The 21,626-nt window shown below is 69.5% G+C and carries 16 protein-coding genes; 4 read left to right on the top strand and 12 right to left on the bottom strand.

The window, feature by feature from the left end:
* Positions 1–17 precede the first annotated feature (17 nt).
* The 6 genes from AAC691_RS05045 to AAC691_RS05020 all read right to left on the bottom strand — a co-directional run bounded on the left by AAC691_RS05045 (position 18) and on the right by AAC691_RS05020 (position 7,488).
* Entirely contained in the window at positions 18–647 is a 630-nt protein-coding gene (locus tag AAC691_RS05045; protein WP_323991440.1) for a sterol desaturase family protein, read from the bottom strand.
* Positions 648–1,204: 557 nt separating this feature from the next.
* Positions 1,205–2,221: a DNA polymerase III subunit delta gene (gene holA / locus AAC691_RS05040; protein WP_342629167.1), complete on the bottom strand. Its 1,017-nt coding sequence runs from the start codon at positions 2,219–2,221 to the stop codon at positions 1,205–1,207.
* Positions 2,218–2,835: a hypothetical protein gene (locus AAC691_RS05035; protein ID WP_246285278.1), complete on the bottom strand. Its 618-nt coding sequence runs from the start codon at positions 2,833–2,835 to the stop codon at positions 2,218–2,220. The genes holA and AAC691_RS05035 overlap by 4 nt, the downstream gene beginning before the upstream one ends.
* Positions 2,836–2,971: 136 nt before the next feature.
* Positions 2,972–5,584: a leucine--tRNA ligase gene (leuS, locus tag AAC691_RS05030; RefSeq protein ID WP_342629166.1), complete on the bottom strand. Its 2,613-nt coding sequence runs from the start codon at positions 5,582–5,584 to the stop codon at positions 2,972–2,974.
* Between the two features lie 70 nt (positions 5,585–5,654).
* The gene (locus tag AAC691_RS05025) at positions 5,655–6,176 is read right to left on the bottom strand and encodes a DUF3576 domain-containing protein (RefSeq protein ID WP_323991436.1); all 522 of its coding nucleotides are present in this window, start codon (positions 6,174–6,176) and stop codon (positions 5,655–5,657) included.
* 115 nt (positions 6,177–6,291) lie between these two features.
* The gene (locus AAC691_RS05020; RefSeq protein ID WP_342629165.1) at positions 6,292–7,488 is read right to left on the bottom strand and encodes an MFS transporter; all 1,197 of its coding nucleotides are present in this window, start codon (positions 7,486–7,488) and stop codon (positions 6,292–6,294) included.
* 44 nt (positions 7,489–7,532) lie between these two features.
* Here AAC691_RS05020 and AAC691_RS05015 point away from each other — a divergent pair, with 44 nt between their 5' ends.
* Entirely contained in the window at positions 7,533–9,638 is a 2,106-nt protein-coding gene (locus AAC691_RS05015; protein WP_342629164.1) for a glycoside hydrolase family 3 C-terminal domain-containing protein, read from the top strand.
* Between the two features lie 17 nt (positions 9,639–9,655).
* Here AAC691_RS05015 and AAC691_RS05010 read toward each other — a convergent pair whose 3' ends face one another.
* The 6 genes from AAC691_RS05010 to AAC691_RS04985 all read right to left on the bottom strand — a co-directional run bounded on the left by AAC691_RS05010 (position 9,656) and on the right by AAC691_RS04985 (position 16,988).
* Entirely contained in the window at positions 9,656–10,996 is a 1,341-nt protein-coding gene (locus AAC691_RS05010) for a lytic transglycosylase domain-containing protein (RefSeq protein ID WP_342629163.1), read from the bottom strand.
* 142 nt (positions 10,997–11,138) lie between these two features.
* Positions 11,139–11,585 carry a DUF1489 domain-containing protein gene (locus AAC691_RS05005; protein WP_342629162.1) on the bottom strand — a complete coding sequence of 149 codons (447 nt, stop codon included), beginning with the start codon at positions 11,583–11,585 and terminating at the stop codon, positions 11,139–11,141.
* Positions 11,586–11,605: 20 nt separating this feature from the next.
* Positions 11,606–12,748, bottom strand: coding sequence for a nucleoside hydrolase (locus AAC691_RS05000; protein ID WP_342629161.1), 1,143 nt, complete (start codon positions 12,746–12,748; stop codon positions 11,606–11,608).
* 67 nt (positions 12,749–12,815) lie between these two features.
* On the bottom strand, positions 12,816–14,030 hold the full coding sequence (gene hemW, locus AAC691_RS04995; RefSeq protein WP_342629160.1) for a radical SAM family heme chaperone HemW: 1,215 nt from the start codon (positions 14,028–14,030) through the stop codon (positions 12,816–12,818).
* Entirely contained in the window at positions 14,020–16,032 is a 2,013-nt protein-coding gene (locus AAC691_RS04990) for a potassium transporter Kup (protein WP_342629159.1), read from the bottom strand. Before AAC691_RS04990 ends, hemW begins: the two co-directional genes overlap by 11 nt.
* A 95-nt stretch (positions 16,033–16,127) precedes the next feature.
* The gene (locus AAC691_RS04985; protein WP_342629158.1) at positions 16,128–16,988 is read right to left on the bottom strand and encodes a YggS family pyridoxal phosphate-dependent enzyme; all 861 of its coding nucleotides are present in this window, start codon (positions 16,986–16,988) and stop codon (positions 16,128–16,130) included.
* Between the two features lie 75 nt (positions 16,989–17,063).
* Between AAC691_RS04985 and AAC691_RS04980 the strand changes: the two genes are divergently transcribed.
* From AAC691_RS04980 to AAC691_RS04970, 3 genes are all read left to right on the top strand, one after another.
* The gene (locus AAC691_RS04980) at positions 17,064–18,614 is read left to right on the top strand and encodes a transcription antitermination factor NusB (protein ID WP_342629157.1); all 1,551 of its coding nucleotides are present in this window, start codon (positions 17,064–17,066) and stop codon (positions 18,612–18,614) included.
* Positions 18,615–18,770: 156 nt separating this feature from the next.
* Positions 18,771–19,448: a ribulose-phosphate 3-epimerase gene (gene rpe / locus AAC691_RS04975; protein WP_342629156.1), complete on the top strand. Its 678-nt coding sequence runs from the start codon at positions 18,771–18,773 to the stop codon at positions 19,446–19,448.
* 130 nt (positions 19,449–19,578) lie between these two features.
* On the top strand, positions 19,579–21,438 hold the full coding sequence (locus tag AAC691_RS04970) for a heparinase II/III family protein (RefSeq protein ID WP_342629155.1): 1,860 nt from the start codon (positions 19,579–19,581) through the stop codon (positions 21,436–21,438).
* The last annotated feature ends 188 nt before the right edge of the window (positions 21,439–21,626 follow it).

Below are 21,626 nucleotides of genomic sequence, written 5' to 3'. Positions count from 1 at the left end.
GCGTTGCGTCGTAGTTTCTATTTATTTTTATGAAGCGTGAGGAATATCTTATCCAGAATGGGCAGAGAAATCGCGTGATTCATGTCTGGGTCTTGATAATGATGAAGCAAATGATGACGCTTGATCATCATGAAGATCTTGTTCTGAGCCTTGAAATGATGGCACGCGTAGTGCGTTACGTCATAACAGACATAGCCCGCCAGGAAACCTGACAGGAAATCGAGCCCGTGTTCCAGACCGGCAACTCCGACGACCAGCGCTCCAAGGACCACGGCCAGGGGAAGCGAGGCGCCGAAGGGCATCAGGCTTCGCAATGGGTGGTTCGGTTGGGCGTGGTGGTTGCCATGCACTAGGAATATGAACGTTTTTCCTTTTGGAGTTCTGGCTTTGAAATGAAAAAGAAAACGATGCACGCAATATTCGAACAAAAACCATGTCATCAGCCCGAGAAGGCCGAGCGCGATAAACGACGACATGGAGCGTGCATGCCATATTGCGCCGATGCAGACCGTCAACACGATCGGCAACCATACGGCCAGGAAAGTCGTAAACGAAATGAAAGTCAGTCGTTCGAGCCAGGGATTGTCAAACAGTCGGACCGGCGAGCAGACGTTGTTTTTTTTTTGAATGTTCATGGCGTCAGCCAACTCTCCAACTCACCGCCATAAATACCTCAGAGGCGTTGCCGTCGTCACACTTGATTTGACCAAAACAGCTTCCGTCCTGTGTGTCCACGGAGAAACGCCTCGATCACCGGCTTTTTTGCGCCGAGAAACGGTAACACTAAGGCGCGATGCCGGCATCAAAAAGCAAATAACAGCAGAACACTTTGAAGAAAGTGTGGTGTCCGCGGCGGGATTCGAACCCACGGCCCCAGGATTCATCCCACTTCGGCTTTCACCGCCGCCATCGGTGATGGCGTTCGTGGTCTGGACTGTCCCTTCGCCATAGGCCCAAAGGCCGACAGGCGCCGCCCGTCCAGTCTCTACACCGTCCCGGCAAAGCCGGGCTTGGCTCGGGATTGGCACGACGCACGGTCAGAGCGTTCCCCGAATTTGAGCGGATCCGTCATGGGGTTTCCCGTCATGACGCCCAATTTGAACCAGGAATCCTGTGCTCTATCCTGCTGAGCTACGCGGACACACTTGGTTTTTTGTAGCCGATCGATGAGGTGAGGGCAAGCGTCGTGCGACCGTAGGAAGCATTAGCGTCCGCGGCGCGGCAGCCTGGCGGTCGACGCCAGACGGGCGATATGGCGGCGACAGAGAGTCAGATCCGGTGCGCCGGTTTGCTTGCAGTCTCGCTCAAGGGCCTGGGTTTGCATGGCGGCCTCCATCAGCCGGTCGGTAGTCCACAATGATAGGGCCTGGCCAAACGCGTCGGTGCGCTTGAAAAAGACGGGAGGACGCAGAGCGCGCATGGCGTCCGCGCGGCTTTGACCGCCATCCATGGCAATGCGGGCGCGGCGCAGCCGGTGCAGGTGCGATAGTAAAGCACGTGCAATCGCAATCGGACTCGTTCCCTCGGCCAATGCACGCTCGATCGCTAGATCGGCGCCGGCCCGATCGCCCACAGTGGCGGCGAAGGCTGCGTCCTCAAGTGAGACTCCCGCTGCGTCACCGATGCAGGCCCGAACATCGTCCAGTGAAAGCTGACCGCCTCGGCCGGCATAGAGCACCAACTTCTCGACCTCTCCCCGTGTGGCGGCGCGGTCGGGGCCCAATTGACTGGCAAACCATGCAAGCGCGTCGGGATTGATGCGGATATCTTCCTCGACCAGCATCTGGCGGATTGACGCTTCCAGTGCGCGTCCTTCCTCGGGATAGCAGCCGATCGCGGCACATTGCGCATGGGCTTCGATCAGGCTGCGCAGACGTGAGCGTGCAGCCAGGCCGGGGGCTTCTATGACGACTAGCGTCTCCGACGACTGGGACAGGCTGGTTTTCAGTGGGTTGGCTAGGGAATCGCCGCCTTCGCGAATCCAGATGACGCGGCGGCCGCCGGTCAGAGACAGGGCGAAGACTTCCTCTTCAAGCCTTTCTGGCGCATCGCGGTCTAGAATAACGACACGGAACGGGTCGTCCAACTGTGGCGCAATAGCCGTCGCTGCTTGGCGGGCGCGTTCGCGGATCAGGCCGGTGTCGTCGCCGTGCAGCAGGATAGCACGCAATGCACCAGGTTCACGCAGGATACGTGCGACCGAGCGGGCGTCGATCTTCACTGGCTGTTGATCGTCCCGTTTTGCGGTTCGGCGTCTGATGCGCCGGATGGGTTGGGCTGAGAACGGCCGATAGCGACTGCGGGCATGCCGTCCTCGCCTACCGATTGCGCGGGGAAGTCATTGTTCGAATTCGGCATGACCGTCGGATCGATATAGACCGGGCGTGGCGCCGCTACGCGCTGCGCCGGCTGGGCGTGGGTGCGGAACCAGATCGCCACCTGTTGGGTAATGCGATCGGCGATCGTATTGGCAACACGCCGCCCCAGGGTCGCCTGGTTCAGGTTTTGGGCGAAATATTGTTCGAACGTCTCGTTCTCGCCGTCTACCGTCTGGGCATCGCCTTGCGTCAGCAGCACTGGGCTGGGGGCGACCGTGTAGAGTGCCCAGTGTGCATGGGCGGTAGCCCGCGTACGGCCGGACGTATTGTCCTGGTGGATGTCGATGGCCTCGTTCATCACGTAGGAACTGACGCGAAGCGTGTAGAGACTGGGATTCTCTGCCTCCGCACCGGCCATGTCCTGCTGCAGGAACAGCCGTAATTCCTGCCCGTACCGTTCGGGGATACTGGCGACATAAACTTGCTGCAGCTTCTGAGGAATGGTGCCTCCGGCCATCGGATGGGTGTCGGATGATCCGTAAAGCGGCTGGAACCCGCATCCGCCCAGTCCGAGAAGGGCCGCAGCCACAACCCCCGTGCGGGCTGCACGGCAAGGGGAGGATGGGCGGAGGCGGAAGGAGCCATTCATTCGGTCAGCCCGCGACTACGAAATTGATGATCCGGTTCGGCACATGGATACGCTTGACGATACGCTTGCCTTCCAGAAGCCGTGCGACGTTGGGTTCGCTCTCGGCCAGCGCGATGACGTCATCGGCTGGGGCGTCCGGCGCGGCGTCCACGGTTCCGCGTAACTTGCCCATGATCTGTACCGCGATCGTGACCTGGCGTGCCACCAGCAATTCAGGCTCGGCGATCGGCCAGGCGCGGTTGACCGCGGGTGCTAGTCCGGGTTCCAGCAGGGCCAGCATCTCTTCCGCCTGATGGGGGACCATAGGCGCGGTCAATAGGCAGAGCGCGCATGCGGCTTCCCGGCGGGCATGGTCCATGCCTTCGTCTTGCGCGGCGCGTTCGGAATCGGCCAGAGCCGATGTCAGCTCGTGCAGGCGCGCCACCGCGACATTGATCGCAAAGCCTTCCAGCGCCTCGGTTACCGCGGCGATGGTGCGGTGGGTGGTGCGGCGCAATGCGTCGGCTGCCGCCGAGGGGGGAATGACGGCGTTCGCCGCCGGGACCGTTTCGGCAACCTGGCGGACGGTGCGGTACAGACGCTGCAGGAAGCGTGCGGCCCCTGACACGCCGGCCTCGGTCCATTCCATGTCGCGGTCCGGCGGGCTGTCGGACAGGACGAACCAGCGCGCGGTGTCGGCGCCGAAGCGTTCGATGATGGCGACCGGCGCCACCGTGTTGCGCTTGGATTTGGACATTTTCTCGACGCGGCCGATCGTGACGGGTGCGCCGGTGTCGCGGCGTTTTGCGCCGTCGGCGGTGCGTTCGACCTCGTCCGGATACAGCCATTGGCCGTCGGCGTCGCGATAGCTTTCGTGGTTCACCATGCCCTGGGTGAACAGTCCGTTGAACGGCTCGTTCAGGCCGACATGGCCGGTTTCATGCATCGCGCGGGTGAAGAAGCGGGCGTAGAGCAGGTGCAGGATCGCGTGCTCGATGCCGCCGATATATTGATCGACCGGCAGCCAGCCATCGGCGGCGCCACGCACCGTGGGGGTTGCGGCGTGCGGGGCGGTGAAGCGCGCGAAATACCACGAACTGTCGACGAACGTATCGAACGTGTCCGTCTCGCGCGTCGCGTCGGCGCCGCAGTTCGGGCAGGCGACGTGTTTCCAGGTCGGGTGATGGTCCAGCGGGTTGCCGGGGCGGTCGAACGTGACGTCTTCCGGCAGGACGACGGGCAGGTGCGCGTCGGGGACCGGGACCGCGCCGCAGGCGGGGCAGTGGATGACGGGAATCGGGCAGCCCCAGTAGCGCTGGCGGGAGATGCCCCAGTCGCGCAGGCGCCAATTGACCACGCCGCGGCCGATGCCCATGGCTTCGAGGCGGGCGATGGCTTCGGCTTTGGCGGTGGTGCTGTCGAGGCCGTCGAGGAAGCCGGAATTGATGAGGGTGCCGTCGCCGTCCCAGGCTTTGTCCGTTATGGAGAAAGTTGTGTTTTCAGCGCCCGGCGGAAGGATGACCGGTGTAACTAACAAATTGTATTTATTGGCGAAATCGAGATCGCGCTGGTCGCCGGAGGGGCAGCCGAAGATTGCGCCGGTGCCGTATTCCATCAGCACGAAATTGGCGATCCAGACCGGGAAGCTGCGATCGGGCATGAAGGGGTGCGCGACGCGCAGCCCGGTGTCGAAGCCGCGCTTCTCGGCGGTTTCGATCGCTTCCTCGGACGTGCCCAGGCGGCGGCATTCGGCGATGAAGGCGGCGGCGTCGGGATTGGTCTGCGCCACCTTGGCGGCCAGGGGATGGTCGGCCGCGACCGCCAGGAAGGACATGCCGAACAGCGTGTCGGGACGGGTGGTGAAGATTTCGACCGAATCCAGGTCGGTATCGAAGCCCGGCGGGGGGGCGTGCAGCGCGAATCGGACCCGTGCGCCGACCGAGCGGCCGATCCAGCGTTCCTGCATGGCGCGCACGCGCTCGGGCCAGCGGGGCAGGTGAGACAGGCCGTCGAGCAGTTCGGGCGCGAATTTGGTGATGCGCAGGAACCACTGCGACAATTGCTTCTTTTCGATCAGCGCGCCCGAGCGCCAGCCGCGGCCGTCGACCACCTGTTCGTTCGCCAGCACGGTATGGTCCACCGGGTCCCAGTTGACCCAGCTTTCGCGGCGTTCGACCAGGCCGGCGCGCAGCATGTCCAGGAACAGCTTCTGCTGCTTGCCGTAATAGTCGGGCAGGCAGGTGGCGATCTCGCGGTCCCAGTTGAAGGAGAAGCCGAGCCGCTTCAGCGTGCCGCGCATCGCGGCGATATTGTCCAGCGTCCAGGTCTGGGGATGGACGCCGCGTTCGCGCGCCGCGTTTTCCGCCGGCAGGCCGAACGCGTCCCACCCCATGGGATGGAGCACGGAATAGCCGCGGGCGCGCTTGTAGCGCGCCACGACGTCGCCCAGCGTGTAGTTGCGGACATGGCCCATGTGGAGCTGCCCCGACGGGTAGGGGAACATCTCGAGCACGTAATATTTCGGGCGGTCGGCGGGGGGGACGTCGGGGACGTCGAAGGCGCCCGCTCGGTCCCATTCCGCTTGCCATCGCGGCTCGGCCGTGCGGAAATCGTAGGAGGCGGGCGTATTCTCGGTCATGTCTGTGGTCCGGGGGCGGAGCGGCCCCTTATCTTATAGTCGAGGCTTATGGTCGAACGGGACGGGCGGCTTACTTGCCGCCGTCGGCGCGGAGCTGGCGCGCGCGCGTCAGGATCCTGGAGGTGATGTCGGAGACGACGTTGGGCGCGACGGGCGTGTCGGTCCATTGGCCGTCGGCGAAGACCTGGCGGAACACCGAGATGCGGATCGCGTCCGAGCGCAGGTTGCGCGACAGGATATAGGCGGTGATCTTGAAGCGTTCGTTCTGGGTGGCCGGCGGGGTGTACCAGTCGGTCAGGATCACGCCGCCCACGGCGTCGGCCGAGGAGAAGGGCATGAAGGACAGCGTGTCGATCGCGCCGCGCCACAGATAGGCGTTGACGCCGCTGCTGCCGATCTGGTCGTCGCCGCCGCCGGCCGAGCGGTCTTCGCTGAGCAGGTGGTTGCGCGGCGCGGCCAGGCCGCCGGTGTCACGATGCGACGAGGAGCAGGCGGCGAGGGCCAGGAGCGGAGCCAGCGCCAACGCCAGCAGCGGGCGGCCCCGCGTCGCGACGAGATGGAAGGCGGCGGCGGATGGCAGTCGGACGGTCATGATGGCCCTGGTCCCGTTTTTCGATGCCGTCTTCATATCCCGGCCCGCCAGCCCCGCCAAGCCGCCCGTTGATTTTCGCGCAATTCAGGGATTTTTTCTGTTTGATTTCCCCGCTTCAGGCGGCGCGCCGTTCGCCGAGATGCGCCCAGACCGTCAGTAGCAGGGCGGCCAGCGCCAGGACCGCGCCGACGACCGGCAGGCCGCCATAGGACCAGGCGGTGGGCACGACCAGGCCGCCGATCCACGCGCCGGCCGCATTCCCCAGGTTGAACGCGCCCTGATTGAGGGTGGAGGCCATGTTCGGGGCCTCGGCGGCCTGCTGCACCACGCGGTATTGCAGGGGGGGCACCAGCGCGAAGACGATGATCCCCCACAGGAAGAGGGTCATCATGGACGCGGCGGGGAACCGGCTGGCCGGGATGAAGGCCAGGAGCACCGCGATCGACGCGACCAGGGTCATGATGACCGACGGCAGCAATTTCCAGTCCGCCAGGCGGCCGCCGGCCAGGTTGCCGATGGTGATGCCCGCCCCGAACAGCAGCAGCGCCACGGTGACCATGTGCGGCGACAATCCGGCGCGGGTTTGCAGCAGCGGGGCGATGTAGGTGAACACGCTGAACAGGCTGGCCGAGCAGACGGTCGAGACCAGCATGGTGAGCTGGACCTGGAAGCGGCGGAGCACCCGCAATTCGGTCAGGATGCGCGGCGGCACGTAGTCGCGGCCGTCATGCACCAGGGCGGCGATGGCCGCGAGCGCGACGACGCCGATCGCGCAGACGGCCCAGAAGGTGGCGCGCCAGCCCGCCCATTGGCCCAGCGCGGTGCCGAAAGGGACGCCGAACACGTTGGCCAGGGTCAGCCCGGCGAAGACCAGCGACAGGGCCTGGGCGCGTCGCTCACGCGGGACCAGGTCGGCCGCGACGACGGCGGCGGTGCCGAAGAAGGCGCCGTGGCAGAAGGCGGTGAGCACCCGCGCGGCCATCAGCAGCGCGTAGTTGGGCGCGATCGCGCAGCAGAAATTGCCGGCGATGAACAAGGCCATCAGGACCAGCAGGGCGGTCTTGCGGCGCAGCGGCGCGGTGGCGATGGCGACGATCGGCGCGCCGACCGTCACCCCCAGCGCATAGCCCGATACAAGCTGGCCGGCGGCGGGAATCGACACGTCCAGCGTGGTGGCCAACTGGGGCAGCAGGCCCATGATGACGAATTCGGTCGTGCCGATTCCGAAGGAGGCGAGCGCGAGGGCGAGCAGGGGCAGGGGCACGGCGTGTGGTCCGGGTTTGATCGCAATCGCGCGACGGCGATGCGCCATTGCTTCTTCCCGGTTCCGCATGGCTTGAAAAGAGCGATTATCGGATGCCCGATCGAACGGCGGCGTTTCGCGACGTTTCCGCCACAGCGGACGGGGTGTGCGGCCGGGGCGGTGCGGCCGGGGGAGCGAGGATGGGTTGGATCGGGCGGTGGGCGACGGCGGCGGGATTGGTGACGGGGCTGGCGGTCACGGCGGCCTGGGGTGCGGGCCGCGATGTTGCCCAGGAGGGTGCCCAGGGGAGTGGCCAGGAGACTGCCCGGGAGATCGATCGCCCGTCGCGCGTCGCGGCGCTGGCCGCGCGGCTGACCCCGGCGGAGAAGCTGGCGCTGGTGCAGGCCGTGGTCGGGCGGGCGCCGGATGGGGAGACGGACATCGTCACCCTGCCGGGCGTGCCGCGCGTCGGCCTGCCGGCCCTGCGGATGGCGGTGCCGGACGGGCGGGACCTGCCGTCGCCGCTGGCGCTGATGGCCGGCTGGGATACCGGCCTGGCGCGGCGGGTGGGGCTGGCCCATGCCCGCGCGGCCCGCGCGGCGGGCCATGCGCTGGTGCCGCTGGAGGGCGTGGGGCCGGTTTCGGCCGGGCTGGCGCGGGACGGCGAGGACCCGCTGCTGAGCGGATGGATGATGGGGGCGGTCGCGAGCGGGCTGCTGGCCGGGCATGTCGTGCCGCTGTTCGGCGGGCAGGACGTGGCGGCGGGGGCGGCCCCTGGAGGGGGCCAGGTTGGCCGGATGTCGGCGGACCGGATGCTGGGCCTGTATCTGGCGGTGGCCCGGGCCCGGGGGGCGGGAATCCTCTGCCGGTCGCCCGGCGTCGGCGAGCCGGGGTGCGGTGGGCTGGATTTCCATGCGATTCGCGATGGGTGGCGATTCGGCGGCCTGGTCGCCGCGCTGACCGGCGGGCGGGGTGCGGGGCCGGCGGTGCCTGGTCAGGCGGGGCAGGATCTGGCGGCGCGGGCGGTGCTGGCCGAGGGGATCGATCTGGTGGGTGCGCCGGAGGGCGCCGCCAATCCCTATGGCGGTCCGTTGCGCCGGGCGGTGGGCGCGGGCGCGGTGCAGGCGGCGCGCCTGGACCGGATGGCCGACCATATCCTGCTGCCGCTGGACCAGGCCGGGGTGATCGAGCGGCCGCCGCCCTTCATTGCGTCCGGACGGGGCGCGCGGACGCCGCGCGATCCGTTGCTGGACGAGGAGGTGGGAGAGGGCGCCGTGCTGTTGCAGAACGAGAACGGCGTGCTGCCGCTGGGCGGCACCGCGGCGCATCCGCTGGTGATCGTGGGGGCCGGGAACACGCATGATGCGGCCCGGGCGCTGGCGGCCGCGATCGGCCAGGCGGGAATCGGGGTGCGGCTGGCGGCCGATTCGCCGGATGCGGCGCATCTGCCGAAGGATGTGGCGCAGGCCGAGCGGGTGGTGATCCTGTCCGATGGAGCGGGGGGCGCGGCGGGGGATGACCGGCTGATCTCGGCGATCGCGGAGGCGGGCGGCCATGTGGTGGTGGTGCTGCTGTCCGACGATCCGGACCGGCCGATGCCGTGGCTGGACCTGGTGGACGGGGTGGTGCAGGCCTGGGCCTGGCGCGGCGGCGGGCAGGACGCGCTGGCCGCGCTGCTGACCGGCGCGCGCGATTTCGCCGGTCGCCTGCCGGCGACCTTCACCGGGGGGCAGACCCCGGCGCAGCTCACGATATCGTGCTACAAGGCGTTCGACCGGGCGCATGTCGCGCCGTTGTTCCCCTTCGGCTACGGCCTGTCGCTGCGGGCGCAGTTTTCCTATGGCGGGTTGCGGGTGACGCGGGACGGCACGCGGCTGGTGGTGTCGTTCGACGTCGCCAATGACGGCAGCGGCGCGGGGCGCGACGTGCCGCAGATCTATCTGGACCTGCCGGCGGGGGTGGGGGACGCGCCGAAGCGGCTGATCGGCTGGCGGAGCGTGCAACTGGCGCCGGGGCAGCAGGCGCACCTGTCGCTGGGGATCGACGCGCATCTGCTGGGCCAATGGAATCCCGGCGGGCTGGAATGGGTGGTGCCGGCCGGCGATTACGCGGTGTCGCTGGGCGGGCATTCCGCCAACCTGGTGCGCCAGGCGACGATCCATCTGCCGGAGCTGCGTGTGCCTGCGGCGTTGGGCGACGGGGCCGAGGCGGCGGAATAGATCAGCTTCGGAATAGATCAGCTTCCGGGGCGGACGATCATGCAGTCCAGGCCCTGGGTGCGCAGGGTGGCGCAGGCCGAGGCGGCGCTGGCGCGCGCCAGGCCGGCGAGGCGGGCGCGGTAGACGGGATGGCCGTTGAAGGAGGGAATCGGCTGCACCACGCTGCGCGCGCCGTTCAGCGCGTTGAAGGCGGCCTGGCGCGCCATGGTGTTGGCGAAGCGGGCCTGGCCCTCGGACCCGAAGGCGCCGACCTGGATCGCCCATTGGCCGTAATTCACGCCGTCGGACAGGCCGGCGCCGCGATAGGAGGGCATGCGGATGACCGCCGGGACGATGGGCGCCGCCGTGCGCGCCGGCGGCGCAGCGGCGACGGCCGGCTGGGGTGTCGGGCTGGGCGGGGGCAGGGGCCCGGGCTGATATTGGGATTGATATTGGGGTTGGGGTGGGCCGTTGACCGTGGGCAGGCAGGGGGCGTCGGGGTCGTAGGCGGCGTTCGGATCCTGCGCGCAGTCGGCGGGGCGGGATGCAGGGCGGGAGGGGGGCACGTAGGCCGCGTACTGGATCGGCTGTCCGCCCGAGGGGTTGGCGATCGTGGGGGTTACGACCACCGGCAGGGGCGGCCCGGCCGGCTGCTTGGCGGCGGCCATGGCGACGGGGAGCGGGGTCGGTGTGGCCGACACGAGCTGGGTGTCGGCGCCGTAGGCCGCCAGCGGGCCGCTGAGGGCGACGCTGCTGCCCAGGTTGGGCGTGACCGAGGCCAGGTAGTTCACCGTCTCGTTGGGAAGCTGCCGGCCGGTCTGCAGATAATCGTCGAGCCGCTGCGGCCCGGCATTGTAGGCGGCGAGGAAGCCGGGCGCGCCGTAGCGGTCGTACATCTGGCGGATATAGGCGGTGCCGGCCAGGATATTGTCATGCGGTTCGTACGGGTCGGGGCCCAGTCCGTTCTGGTCCTGCATGTCGGCATAGGTCTGGGGCATCAACTGCATCAGCCCCATCGCCCCGGCCGATGAGGTGATCGGCTGGCCGTCCAGATATTCGTGGCCGCCCGATTCCTGCTGGATGACCGCGCGGACCCACTCCTGCGGCACCGCGAAGCGGGTCGCGGCCTCGGTGATATAGGGGCCCCACGGGTCCTGGGGCGGGCCGGGGGCGCGATAGGCGCCGTTGCGGGCGTAATAGCGGGAATAGCGCGAGCCGGGCGCGGTGGCGCAGGCGGCGAGCGCGGCGACGGCGCAGAACAGCGAGAGCCGGACGAGGCCCGTCGATCCGCGCCATGATCCGAGCCATTGCGATCCCCCGCGCGCGGAGGGCGCGGCAGGCCGGGCGGGCGGACCGGATGGCGTCACGGGGCGGACCATGGCTGGATGCTGCGCGCCGGTGCGCGGGGATGCAATCGCGGAGAGGGCGGCAGGGCGTTGATTTTACGGCTTACTGTGACGAATCTTGCCGTGTGTGGCGCAAAAGCTGCCCTGAATGCCGCCTTATGCCCGTCTTATATTCCTATATGAGGCAGAGGCCGGCCAGGTCGCGGCGCAGCGTGTCGGGCAGGGCGGCGGTGTCGCCGCCGCCATGGCCCAGGTCGGGCGGGGCGTCGGCCGGGCGGAGATAGCGCCAGCCCTGGAACGGGCGCATCGGGCGGGGGGCGACCGGCACGATGAGCGGGTCCAGGACGACCAGGGCGCAGGCGGCGCCGTCCTCGCGCTGGTCGGGGCGGATGGCGACGATGCGCTGGCGGCAGAGGATCATGCCGCCGATCACCCGATAGAGCGATCCGCCGCCGAGGATTTCCTCGGCGCGGCGGGGGAACATGCGGGTGCGCAGCCACGGGTTGCCGTCGGCATGGGTGCCGTCCAGCCCGTCGCCCGCGTCGTCCATCATCGTGCGCTGGCGGTGGGACAGATCGTCGATGGAGGCGATTCCGACCGCCAGCTTGACCAGGTGGAGCATTGCCGCGTGCCGTTTCGGGCCTAGTGCCGGGCCGGGGCCGGGGCCGGGGCCGGGGCCGGATGCACGTCGCTTTGGGCCTGGTGGAGGAAATTGTCCAGGAAGCGTTTCGAATCGATCGATTGCACGATTCGCACCTTGCGGATGCCCATTTCCTTGGGCGCGGTCGCGTCGGGCCACACATAGGCGTGGCCGTAATGCGGCCCCTTGGCGATGTCGATATCCATGTAGGCGTCGATCGCGCCGGTGACCAGGCTGGGATCGACGGCGATCGCGGCGGCCATTTCGTCCCACATCGGCAGCGGGTCGTAATAGGTGCCGATATAGTCGGTCATCGGCGTCTTCTTCTGCCGGATGCGCGCGAGATAGTCGCGGGTCATCATCAGGTCGTTCGACACGTTGCCGACCACGGTGATGGCGGGCCAGGGCGCGGTGAGGGTGATGTGCGCGGCCTCGGGGTCGAAGATCATGTTGAAGTCCGAGGCGAAATCGACGTTGCCGGTCAGCGATTTCATGCTGGTATCGAGCAGGCCGCCCATGAACACCAACTGCTTGGCCGTGGCGGCGAAGCTGGGGTCGATCCGGATGGCCAGCGCCAGGTTGGTCAGCGGCCCGGCGGCGACGATGGTCACCTGGTGCGGGTGGGCATGGACCTGGCGGATCAGGAACAGGGCCGCGCTTTCGTCGCTGGGGCGCAGGGCGGGCGCGCCTTCCTTGAGCGGCGGCAGGGGCGGCTGGGTGTCGGGGGTGTGGTCGATCGTGCCGATTCCGCCCCAGGCGCCCTTCCAGGGGATGAGGCCGAATTGCTGTTCGCGCAGCTTCATCATCGGCACGCTGTTGATCAGCGGATAGACCGCCCCGTCGGCCACCGGCACGTCGGTCCGGCCGATGATTTCGAGGAACCGGCGCAGATGGGCGGATTCCTGGTTTTCCCAGCCGTCGCCGGTGACGACGGTGAAGCCCAGCACCCTGACGGACGGGTTGAACAGCAGGGGGATGACCGATTGCTGGTCGGAGCCGCCCGGGCCGAGGAAGTCATTGTCCTCGATGACCAGTTGGGGCGCGGCGGCGGTGGCCGGAACGGCGCCCGCGAGGAGAGCGCCGGCGAGGAGACCGGCCCCGGCCAGGGTGGAGAATCGCTTGCGGAGAAGGGAAGGGATGGTCATCGGCGGTCCTGTTGGCGGTCCTGTTTGAGTGGCCCTGTCGGGCCGGCCTGCTTATGTGGGGCGGAGATCAGAGCACCAGCGCGCCCAGCAGGGCTTCGAGTCGCAGGCGCCCCGATTCGGTGGCGCGCAGCACCGTTCCGTCCGTCGTTTCGTCCAGGCAAAGATAGCCTTCTTCCCGCGCGGCGGCCAGGATCGCGGGGTCGAGCGCCTGGGCCAGCGCCATGCCGGTGCGGCGGGCGAAGCGGTCCTGGGCGATGCCTTCGGTCAGGCGCAGCCCCATCAGCAGCATTTCCCGGGCGCGGTCGCGGGGAGAAAGGACGTCGTCCTGCATCTGGCCGGTGCCGTTGCGTTCGACCCGTTCGGCCCAGGGTTCGGGGGCGCGGTGGCGCCTTGTGGCGTGGAGCGCGCCGTCCAGGGTCACGCGGCCATGGGCGCCGGGGCCGATGCCCAGATAGTCGCCATAGCGCCAGTAGGTGAGGTTATGGCGGCTTTCCGCACCCGGGCGCGCATAGTTGGAGACTTCGTACGCCAGCAATCCGTGCCGGGCGGCGACGAGGGCGGTGTCCTGATAGAGGGCGGCGGCGGTGTCCTCGTCCGGCAGGGCGAGCAGGCCCTGGCGGTGCAGGGCCTCGAAGCGCGTGCCGGGTTCGATGGTGAGCTGGTAGAGCGACAGATGGTCGGCGGCCAGGCCGAGCGCGCGGTCCAGTTCGGCGCGCCAGTCGGCCGGCGCCTGGCCGGGGCGCGCGTAGATCAGGTCGAAGGAGATGCGTCCGAACAGGCCGCGCGCCAGTTCCAGCGCGGCGACGGCCTGGGACGAGGAATGCTGCCGCCCGAGCAGGTGCAGGGCGGTATCGTCGAGGCTTTGCACCCCCAGCGAGGCGCGGTTGACCCCGGCGTCGCGGAAGGCGCGCAGGCGGCCGGCCTCGACGCTGGTGGGATTGGCTTCGAGCGTGATTTCCGGATCGGTGCCGGGCTGGGGCGGGAAGAGGGCGCGCGCGTCGGCGATCAGGGCGGCCACCGTGTCGGGGTCCATCAGCGAGGGGGTGCCACCGCCGAAGAAGATCGAGCCCAGGCGGCGCGGCCCGTCGGCGTTCAGCCGCGCGGCCTCGTGCGCCAGTTCGCGGCGCAGGGCGGCGGCGAAGCGGGCCTGCGGGATGGTGTCGCGGACATGGCTGTTGAAGTCGCAATAGGGGCACTTGGCCAGGCAGAACGGCCAGTGGATGTAGAGCGCCAGGGGTTCGGCGCCCCCGGATGGGACGGGGGCAGGGGCGTCAGATGGCAAGCCGCACGCCCAGTTCCACCACCCGGTCGGGCGGGATGCGGAAGAATTCGGTGGCGGGGGTGGCGTTGCGCGCCATGAGCAGGAACAGCGACATCCGCCAGCGCGACATCTTGGGCACCGAGGAGCGGACCAGCAATTCCCGGCTGGTGAAATAGGACGCCTGCATGGCGTCGAAATCGACGCCGTTCGTCTTGAGGTCTTCGAGCGCGCGGGGGAGGTTGGGGGTTTCCATGAAGCCGTAGCGCAGGATCACCCGGTAGATGTCGGGCGCGAGCTGCTGCAGCGCCACGCGGTGGCCGCGCGCGGCCTCGGGCTGGTCGAGCGTCTGGACGGTGACGAACAGCACGTGCTCGTGCAGCACCTTGTTGTGCTTGAGGTTGTGCAGCAGGCAGGTGGGCACGAATTCGGGCGTCGCGGTCATGAACACCGCCGTGCCGGGCACGCGGATGGTACGCGACTGGGGCAGGCGGGCCAGGAAGGAATTGACCGGCAGGCTGTCCAGCTTCTGCCGGTTCATGATCAGGCTGCGGCCGCGTTTCCAGGTCGTCATCATCAGGGTCAGCACGATGCCCAGCAGCACCGGCACCCAGCCGCCCTGCGGGATCTTGAGCGCGTTGGACGCGAAGAACACGCTGTCCATGACGAAGAAGCCGCCGAAGGTGAAGGTGGCGGCCAGGCGCGACCAGTGATAAAGGCGGCGGAACGCCACCAGGGCCAGCACGCAGGTACACATGAAGGTGCCGGTCACCGCGATGCCGTAGGCCGAGGCCAGGGCGTCGGAACTGCGGAACGCCACCACCAGCGTGAGCGCGCCGACCATCAGGAAGCGGTTGAATTCGGGCAGGTAGATCTGCCCCTCTTCCATCTTGTTGGTGTGGGTGATGCGCATGCGCGGCAGGTAGCCGAGCTGGATGAGCTGCCGGCACAGGGAGAAGCCGCCCGAGATCCCGGCCTGGCTGGCGATCACCGTCGCCAGGGTGGACAGGACGATCATCGGGATCTGCGCCCAGGCGGGGCCGAGCAGGAAGAACGGATTGCTGAGCGTCGCCGGGCTGGCGATGATCAGCGCGCCCTGGCCGAGATAGTTGAGCGCCAGGCAGGGCAGCACGCAGAACAGCCACGCATAGCGGATGGGCGCGCGGCCGAAATGGCCCATGTCGGCATAGAGCGCCTCGGCCCCCGTGACGGACAGCACGACCGCGCCCAGGGCGATGAAGGACAGCCAGCCGTGGAAGGCGACGAAGCGCACGGCATAGACCGGCGAGATGGCCCACAGGATGCCCGGATGGCGCAGGATTTCCAGCGTGCCGAGGATGCCCAGCATGCTGAACCACACCAGCATGACCGGGCCGAAGATCGCCCCCACCCGGCCGGTGCCGTAGGATTGCACGCTGAACAGGCCGATCAGCACGACGATGGCCAGCGGGATGACCAGCCGGCTGGCGGCGGGGAAGCTGACTTCGAGCCCCTCGACGGCGGAGAGCACCGAGATGGCGGGGGTGATCAGCCCGTCGCCGAAGAACAGGCAGGCGCCGGCGATGCCGGCCATGCCAAGGAACAGTTTCAGCCGCGTATTGTCCGAGACGCGCTGGGCCAGGGACATCAGCGCGATGATGCCGCCCTCGCCATTATGGTCGGCGCGCATGATCAGCAGCACGTATTTGACGGTGACGATCAGGAACAGCGACCAGATGATCAGGCTTTCGACGCCCAGTACTTCCCACGGTTCGATCATATGGTGCCGCGAGACGATCAGGATGGTCGAGCGCAGGGCGTAGAGCGGGCTGGTGCCGATATCGCCGAACACCACGCCCAGCACGCCCAGCAGCGCCGCGAACCCCACCGGACCGGCCACGTGCTCGTGCTGGTCGGCGCCGAATTCGGTGATGCGCGGCGGCGCGTCGGGAGCCGCCATGGCCGCGCCGTCCACCGCCGGGGCGAAGGCCACCGTCGCGGCGGGTGGCTGGGAACCGGCGGCGCTATCGCCCGGGTCTGGCGTCATGTCGAGACGTCTCCGCGATAAGAAAGGCGGTCTGGAGGGCGGTCAGGGCCGGATATGAAGGGCGGTGCATCGTGGGGCCTGCTCATCGCATAGCGTCATGCTTGGGGGGCGGCAAGCTGGGAGGTCATGCCGGCGGGCGCGCCGTTCGGCGCGGTTATGTCGACGAGCGCGCCGTTCGGCGTGGTCATGTCAGCAGGCGCGCCATTTGGCGCGACGGGCGCGGGCGGCCGTGCGCCGAAGATCGCGCTGCCCACCCGGACATGCGTGGCGCCGGCCCGGATCGCGGCCTCGAAATCCGCCGACATGCCCATCGACAGGGTTGCGAGGCCGTGGGCCCGCGCCAGCGCCGCGAGATAGGCGAAATGCGGGGCCGGGTCGTGGCCGGCGGGCGGGATGCACATCAGGCCGCGCACCGCGTCGCCGAACCGGCGGCGGCAATCGGCGATGAACTGGTCGGCCCGGGCGCGGGGCACGCCGGATTTCTGGGCCTCGTCCCCTGTATTGACCTGGACCAGCAGGTCGGGCAGCCGGCCGGCGCGGTCGGCCGCGCGGGCCAGCGCGTCGGCCAGGGCCGGCCGGTCGAGGCTTTCGATCATGTCGGCGATCCGCACGGCATCCGGCGCCTTGTTGGTCTGCAGCCCGCCGATGAGGTGGAGCCGCATGGCGGGCCAGCCGGCGCGCAGGGGCGGGAATTTCGCCGCGGCTTCCTGCACGCGGTTCTCGCCGAACGCCATCTGTCCCGCGTGCAGGGCGGCCAGGACGGCGGCCTGCGGATGGAATTTCGAGACCGCGACAAGGGTGACGGCGGCGGGATCGCGCCCGGCCCCGAGGGCGGCCCGGACGATCCGCGCCCGGATTTCGGCCAGGTTGGACGCAATGGCGCCGGCATCGATGGGGATGCCGCTGCCGGTATCGGCTGCGGGCGGCGGCGGGGCGGAAGGGGGCGATGGCGTCATGGGTGCTACGGTTGGGCCGGGGCGGCCGCCGGTCAAGGGTGCGGGGGCGGGATTCGTGGCCGGCCATGCGCCGCCATGCCCCGGGGGATGCCGCGCGGGGGCTGGCGGCGCGGCGGCGGGCGTGCGATCAGCACCGGCGAATGGCGCCGGCCGGGTCCGCGCGTCGCGGGATGGACCAGGGACAGGCAGGCCGGACGGATCATGAAGCAGGGTGCAGCGCGCGGGAACGGCAAGGCGGTGGCAGGGGCAGCGGCCGGGGCGGACGCGGGGGCGCGGGCAGGGCGGGGCGCCCGTGCCGGGTCCGGAGCTGGTGCCGGAACTGGGACTGGCGCTGGGGCTGGAGCCGATCCCACGCGGGACATCGCCTTCGACATCGTCCTGGGGGTGCTGGAGCACCGGCGCATGCTGGAGACCGGCCTGGAGCAGTCGCCGGCGGCGCGGGGGGCGGATGCGCGCGACCGCGCCGCCGCGCACCGGCTGGCCGCGACGGTGCTGCGCCGCATGGGCACGGCCGGCATGGTGCTGGAGCCCTTCCTGAAGAAGGAGCCGCCCCTGCCGGTGCGGGTGGTGCTGCTGATCGGGGTGGCGCAGATCCTGTTCCTGGACACGCCGGCCCATGCCGCGGTGGGCACGTCGGTGTCGCTGGCGCGGCGGCGCGGGCTGGCGCCGTTCGCCGGGCTGGTCAATGCCGTGCTGCGCCGGGTGTCGCAGGCCGGCCCGGCCGCCCTGGACGGGCTGGACCAGGCGCGGCTGGACGTGCCGCCCTGGCTGTGGAGCGCTTGGGGCGACCTGGCCCGCCCGGTGGCCGAGGCGCTGGGGCGCGAGGCGCCGCTGGACCTGACCCTGCGGCCGGGCGCCGAACCCCCGCCCGGCGGAGTCGGGCTGCCCGGTGGGACCGTGCGGCTGCCGGCCGGCACGCGGGTGGCCGAATTGCCCGGCTATGCCGAGGGGGCGTTCTGGGTACAGGACGCGGCGGCGGCGCTGCCCGCGCGGCTGCTGGCGGCGCGGCCGGGGGAGCGAATCGCCGATCTGTGCGCGGCGCCGGGCGGCAAGACCGCGCAACTGGCGCTGGCCGGCGCGGCGGTGACGGCGATCGAGCGCGAACCGGGGCGGATGGCGCGGCTGCGCGAGAACCTGGAGCGGCTGGGGCTGGCCGGGCAGGGGGTAGGAGAGCAGGGAGCAGGAGAAATGGGGCGGGTCGCGACCGTGCTGGGGGACGCGGCGGCCTGGCGGCCCGAATCGCCGCTGGACGCCGTGTTGCTGGACGCGCCCTGTTCGGCCACCGGGACGGCGCGGCGCCACCCCGACGTGCTGTGGATCAAGCGGCCGCGCGACCTGGCCGCTCTGACCGAGGGGCAGGACCGGCTGCTGGCGGCGGCGCGCGACATGCTGCGTCCGGGCGGGCGGCTGGTCTATGCCGTCTGTTCGCTGCAGCCCGAGGAAGGGCCGCAGCGCGCGCGGGCGGCCGAGGCGATGGGATTGCGGCCCGATCCGTTTACCCCGGAGGAGCTGGCCTTCCTGCCCGAGGCGCTGACGCCGGAGGGCTGGCTGCGCACCCATCCGGGGATGTGGGCGGAGCAGGGCGGTATGGACGGGTTCTTCGCCGCGCGGTTCCGCCGGGCTTAGGCCGCGCGGCGAGACCGCAGACGCGGGCCGAGCCGTGCCGGCCTGGGCGGCCATGGGCGGGGCGGTCGTGGTCCGTGACGGATCGTGATCCGCGAAGGGGGCGCGGACGCATGCGACGGCTTGCGCGCGCCCGGTGATTTCCTGTTACATTGCGCCATGGCTGCTCAATTCCCCCCCCTGGTCGCGCCCAGCGTCCTGTCGGCTGATTTTTCCCGCATGGCCGAGGAGGTCATCGCCGTCGAACGAGGCGGGGCGGACTGGCTGCATCTGGACGTGATGGACGGCCATTTCGTGCCGAACCTGTCCTTCGGCGCGCAACTGGTCCAGGCGCTGCGCCCGCAGACCAGCCTGGTGTTCGACGTGCACCTGATGATGGCGCCGGTCGATCCGTATCTGGAGATGTTCGCCAAGGCGGGGGCGGACCATATCCATGTCCATATCGAGGCCGGGCCGCATACTCACCGGACCTTGCAGCAGATCCGTGCGCTGGGGGTGAAGCCCGGCATCGCGCTGTGCCCGGCCACGCCGCCCGAGGCGGTGGCCGAGGTGCTGGACCTGGTGGACGTCATCCTGGTCATGACGGTCAACCCCGGATTCGGCGGCCAGAAATTCCTGGCCAGCCAGTTGCCCAAGATCCGCACCCTGCGCCGGATGGCGGACGAAACGGGGCGGGATATCCGGATCGGCGTTGACGGGGGGGTGGATGTCGAGACCGCCGCGCTGGCGACCGCGGCGGGCGCGGACATGCTGGTGGCCGGGACGTCGGTCTATGGCCAGCCGGATTACGGGCGGGCGATCGCGGCCCTGCGCGCGGCGGGCCGCCGCGCCGAATGAGTGCCCTGACGGGTGCCGGATGAGACGGGTGCCGGATGAAGAATGCCGGATGTGAAGATCGCCGGATGAATGATGACGGACGGCCGGCCGCGATGGGTGCGGCCGGACATCGCGGGATGAAAGGGGCCTGATGGTCCTGCGTCGCTGGAGCCAGGACGCGCGTCTATCGCTGGCGCGCCTGCCTTCCCTCGCCGGGCTGGGACGGGTTCCCCCGGCGCCGGTTCATGCCGTCCGCGATCTGTGGCCGGGCGATCCGCTGGCGGGCAGCCAACTGGTCAAGGGGATGCTGTCCTTTGCCGGGGTCACGCGGCGGATCGGCCCCGGACGGTGGGAGGACGGGTCCTATCCCGAGCGCTTCCGCAGCTATCTGCACGGGTTTGCCTGGCTGCGCGACCTGCGCGCGGTCGGGACCGATGCGGCGCGCCTGCAGGCCCGCACGCTGGTCAATGACTGGCTGGCGCATCCGCCGACCGACCCGATGGTGCGTGATTGCGCGGTGACGGGCACGCGGCTGGCGTCGTGGCTGGGCCATTACGATTTCTTCGCCGCGTCGGCCGACGACGCCTTCCGCCAGCGCCTGATGCAGCGGCTGCTGGCCGAGGGGCGGACCCTGGCCGCTCTGGTGCCGCCCGAGAGCCATGACTGGCGCGCGCTGGCCGCCTTCAAGGGGCTGCTGGCGGCGGCGATCGCGATGCCGGAGCATAGCGGCTTCCTGGCGCGTTTCCTGCGCTATATCGACGGCGAATTGTCGCGGCAGGTGGCGCAGGACGGCTGCCATGTGCAGCGCAGCCCGGAGATCCAGCTTCTGGCGCTGCGCGAACTGGCGGAAATGCGCGCGATGCTGCAGGCAGCGCAGATCGGCGTGCCCGATTCGCTGGCCCTGGCGCTGGACCGGATGAGCCCTGTGCTGCGGGCGTTGCGTCATGGCGACGGCAGGCTGGCGCTGTTCAACGGCAGCCATGCCGGCAGCGTGGCGATGATCGAGATGGTGCTGTCGCAATCGACGCGGACCCGGGTGGTGGCCGGCGCGATGCCGGATGGCGGGTTCATCCGCCTGCAGGTCGGGCGGTCGCTGCTGCTGGTCGATGCGGGGTTGCCGCCGGCGCCGGGATTCGACGGCGAGGCGCATGCCGGCACGCTGTCCTTCGAATTCTCGGTGGCGCGGCAGCGGGTGATCGTGAATTGCGGGACGGGCGAGACGCCCGAATGGCGCCGCGCGCTGCGCGAGAGCGCCGCGCATTCGCTGCTGGTGCTGGAGGAGAGTTCGTCGTCGGACATCGGGCCGGGCACTGCGGACAGCCCGAGCGGCATCCGGCGCCGACCGGCCCATGTGACGGCCGAGCAGATGGCCCAGGACGGCGCCCACTGGCTGGACCTGTCGCATGACGGGTACCATGCGCCCTTCGGCGCGTCCTGGCGGCGGCGGCTGTATCTGGGCGATGGCGGCGCCGACCTGCGCGGCGAGGAGATCGTCGAGGGCGAGCGGCTGCAATCCTTCGTGCTGCGTTTCCACCTGCATCCGCAGGTCGGCGTGGAATGGGACGCGGACGGCCAGATGGTCGTGCTGGACGTGGGCGGCCAGCCCTGGCGGTTTCGCGCCGATGGCGGCGAGGTGGGGGTGGAGGAGAGCGTCTACTGCCCCGAGGGGACGCCCGAGTGGACGCGGCAGATCGTCGTCCGGGTTCGGCCCGGCGACGGTGCGGCCGAGGACGGCGTGTCGGGAGAGAGCGGGCGGGCGGATGCCGGGCGGGGAGATGCCGGGCAGGGTGCTGCCGTGCAAGGTGGCGCGGGGCCCGAAGGTGCCCCCGGAGGCGCCATGGGTGACGGGGCAGGCAAGGATGCCGCCCCCGCCTCGGCGGCGGCGGGCGGTGCGTCCGGGGATGCGGGGCTGGCGACGCAGGGCGCGCGGACCGCGCTGCCCCCTGCGCCGGCATCCGGCGAGCGGACCCGCCAGGTCGTGCGATGGGCGCTAGGGCGGGCCGATGCCTGAGATCCTGTCCGGAAATGCGGGCTGGCGGCGATCCGACGCGCGTTTCCTGCGCTTCGGTGCTCACGGCCCCAAGGCCGCTCCGCTCCGATGCTCGGAAACGCACGCCGGCCGTGCCGCTCTGCGGCACTCTCGCTCACCAGCCCACATTTCCGGACAGGATCTGAGAGGTTCCAGCCGAGGTTACGAAC

It is taken from the genome of Nguyenibacter vanlangensis (assembly GCF_038719015.1).
GTDB classification, from domain to species: Bacteria; Pseudomonadota; Alphaproteobacteria; order Acetobacterales; family Acetobacteraceae; genus Gluconacetobacter; species Gluconacetobacter vanlangensis.
Note: the sequence above shows the minus strand (reverse complement) of the source record. Positions and strands in the feature narration are given on the sequence as shown.

Excerpts from the sequence above, each read along its gene's own strand:
- AAC691_RS05035 (WP_246285278.1), bottom strand. The coding sequence starts at position 2,835 with ATGGCCGGAGGCACCATTCCTCAGAAGCTGCAGCAAGTTTATGTCGCC.
- leuS (WP_342629166.1), bottom strand. The coding sequence starts at position 5,584 with ATGACCGAGAATACGCCCGCCTCCTACGATTTCCGCACGGCCGAGCCG.
- AAC691_RS05025 (WP_323991436.1), bottom strand. The coding sequence starts at position 6,176 with ATGACCGTCCGACTGCCATCCGCCGCCGCCTTCCATCTCGTCGCGACG.
- AAC691_RS05020 (WP_342629165.1), bottom strand. The coding sequence starts at position 7,488 with ATGGCGCATCGCCGTCGCGCGATTGCGATCAAACCCGGACCACACGCC.
- AAC691_RS05015 (WP_342629164.1), top strand. The coding sequence starts at position 7,533 with ATGCCCGATCGAACGGCGGCGTTTCGCGACGTTTCCGCCACAGCGGAC.
- AAC691_RS05010 (WP_342629163.1), bottom strand. The coding sequence starts at position 10,996 with ATGGTCCGCCCCGTGACGCCATCCGGTCCGCCCGCCCGGCCTGCCGCG.
- AAC691_RS05005 (WP_342629162.1), bottom strand. The coding sequence starts at position 11,585 with ATGCTCCACCTGGTCAAGCTGGCGGTCGGAATCGCCTCCATCGACGAT.
- AAC691_RS05000 (WP_342629161.1), bottom strand. The coding sequence starts at position 12,748 with ATGACCATCCCTTCCCTTCTCCGCAAGCGATTCTCCACCCTGGCCGGG.
- AAC691_RS04990 (WP_342629159.1), bottom strand. The coding sequence starts at position 16,032 with ATGACGCCAGACCCGGGCGATAGCGCCGCCGGTTCCCAGCCACCCGCC.
- AAC691_RS04985 (WP_342629158.1), bottom strand. The coding sequence starts at position 16,988 with ATGACGCCATCGCCCCCTTCCGCCCCGCCGCCGCCCGCAGCCGATACC.
- AAC691_RS04980 (WP_342629157.1), top strand. The coding sequence starts at position 17,064 with ATGCCCCGGGGGATGCCGCGCGGGGGCTGGCGGCGCGGCGGCGGGCGT.
- rpe (WP_342629156.1), top strand. The coding sequence starts at position 18,771 with ATGGCTGCTCAATTCCCCCCCCTGGTCGCGCCCAGCGTCCTGTCGGCT.
- AAC691_RS04970 (WP_342629155.1), top strand. The coding sequence starts at position 19,579 with ATGGTCCTGCGTCGCTGGAGCCAGGACGCGCGTCTATCGCTGGCGCGC.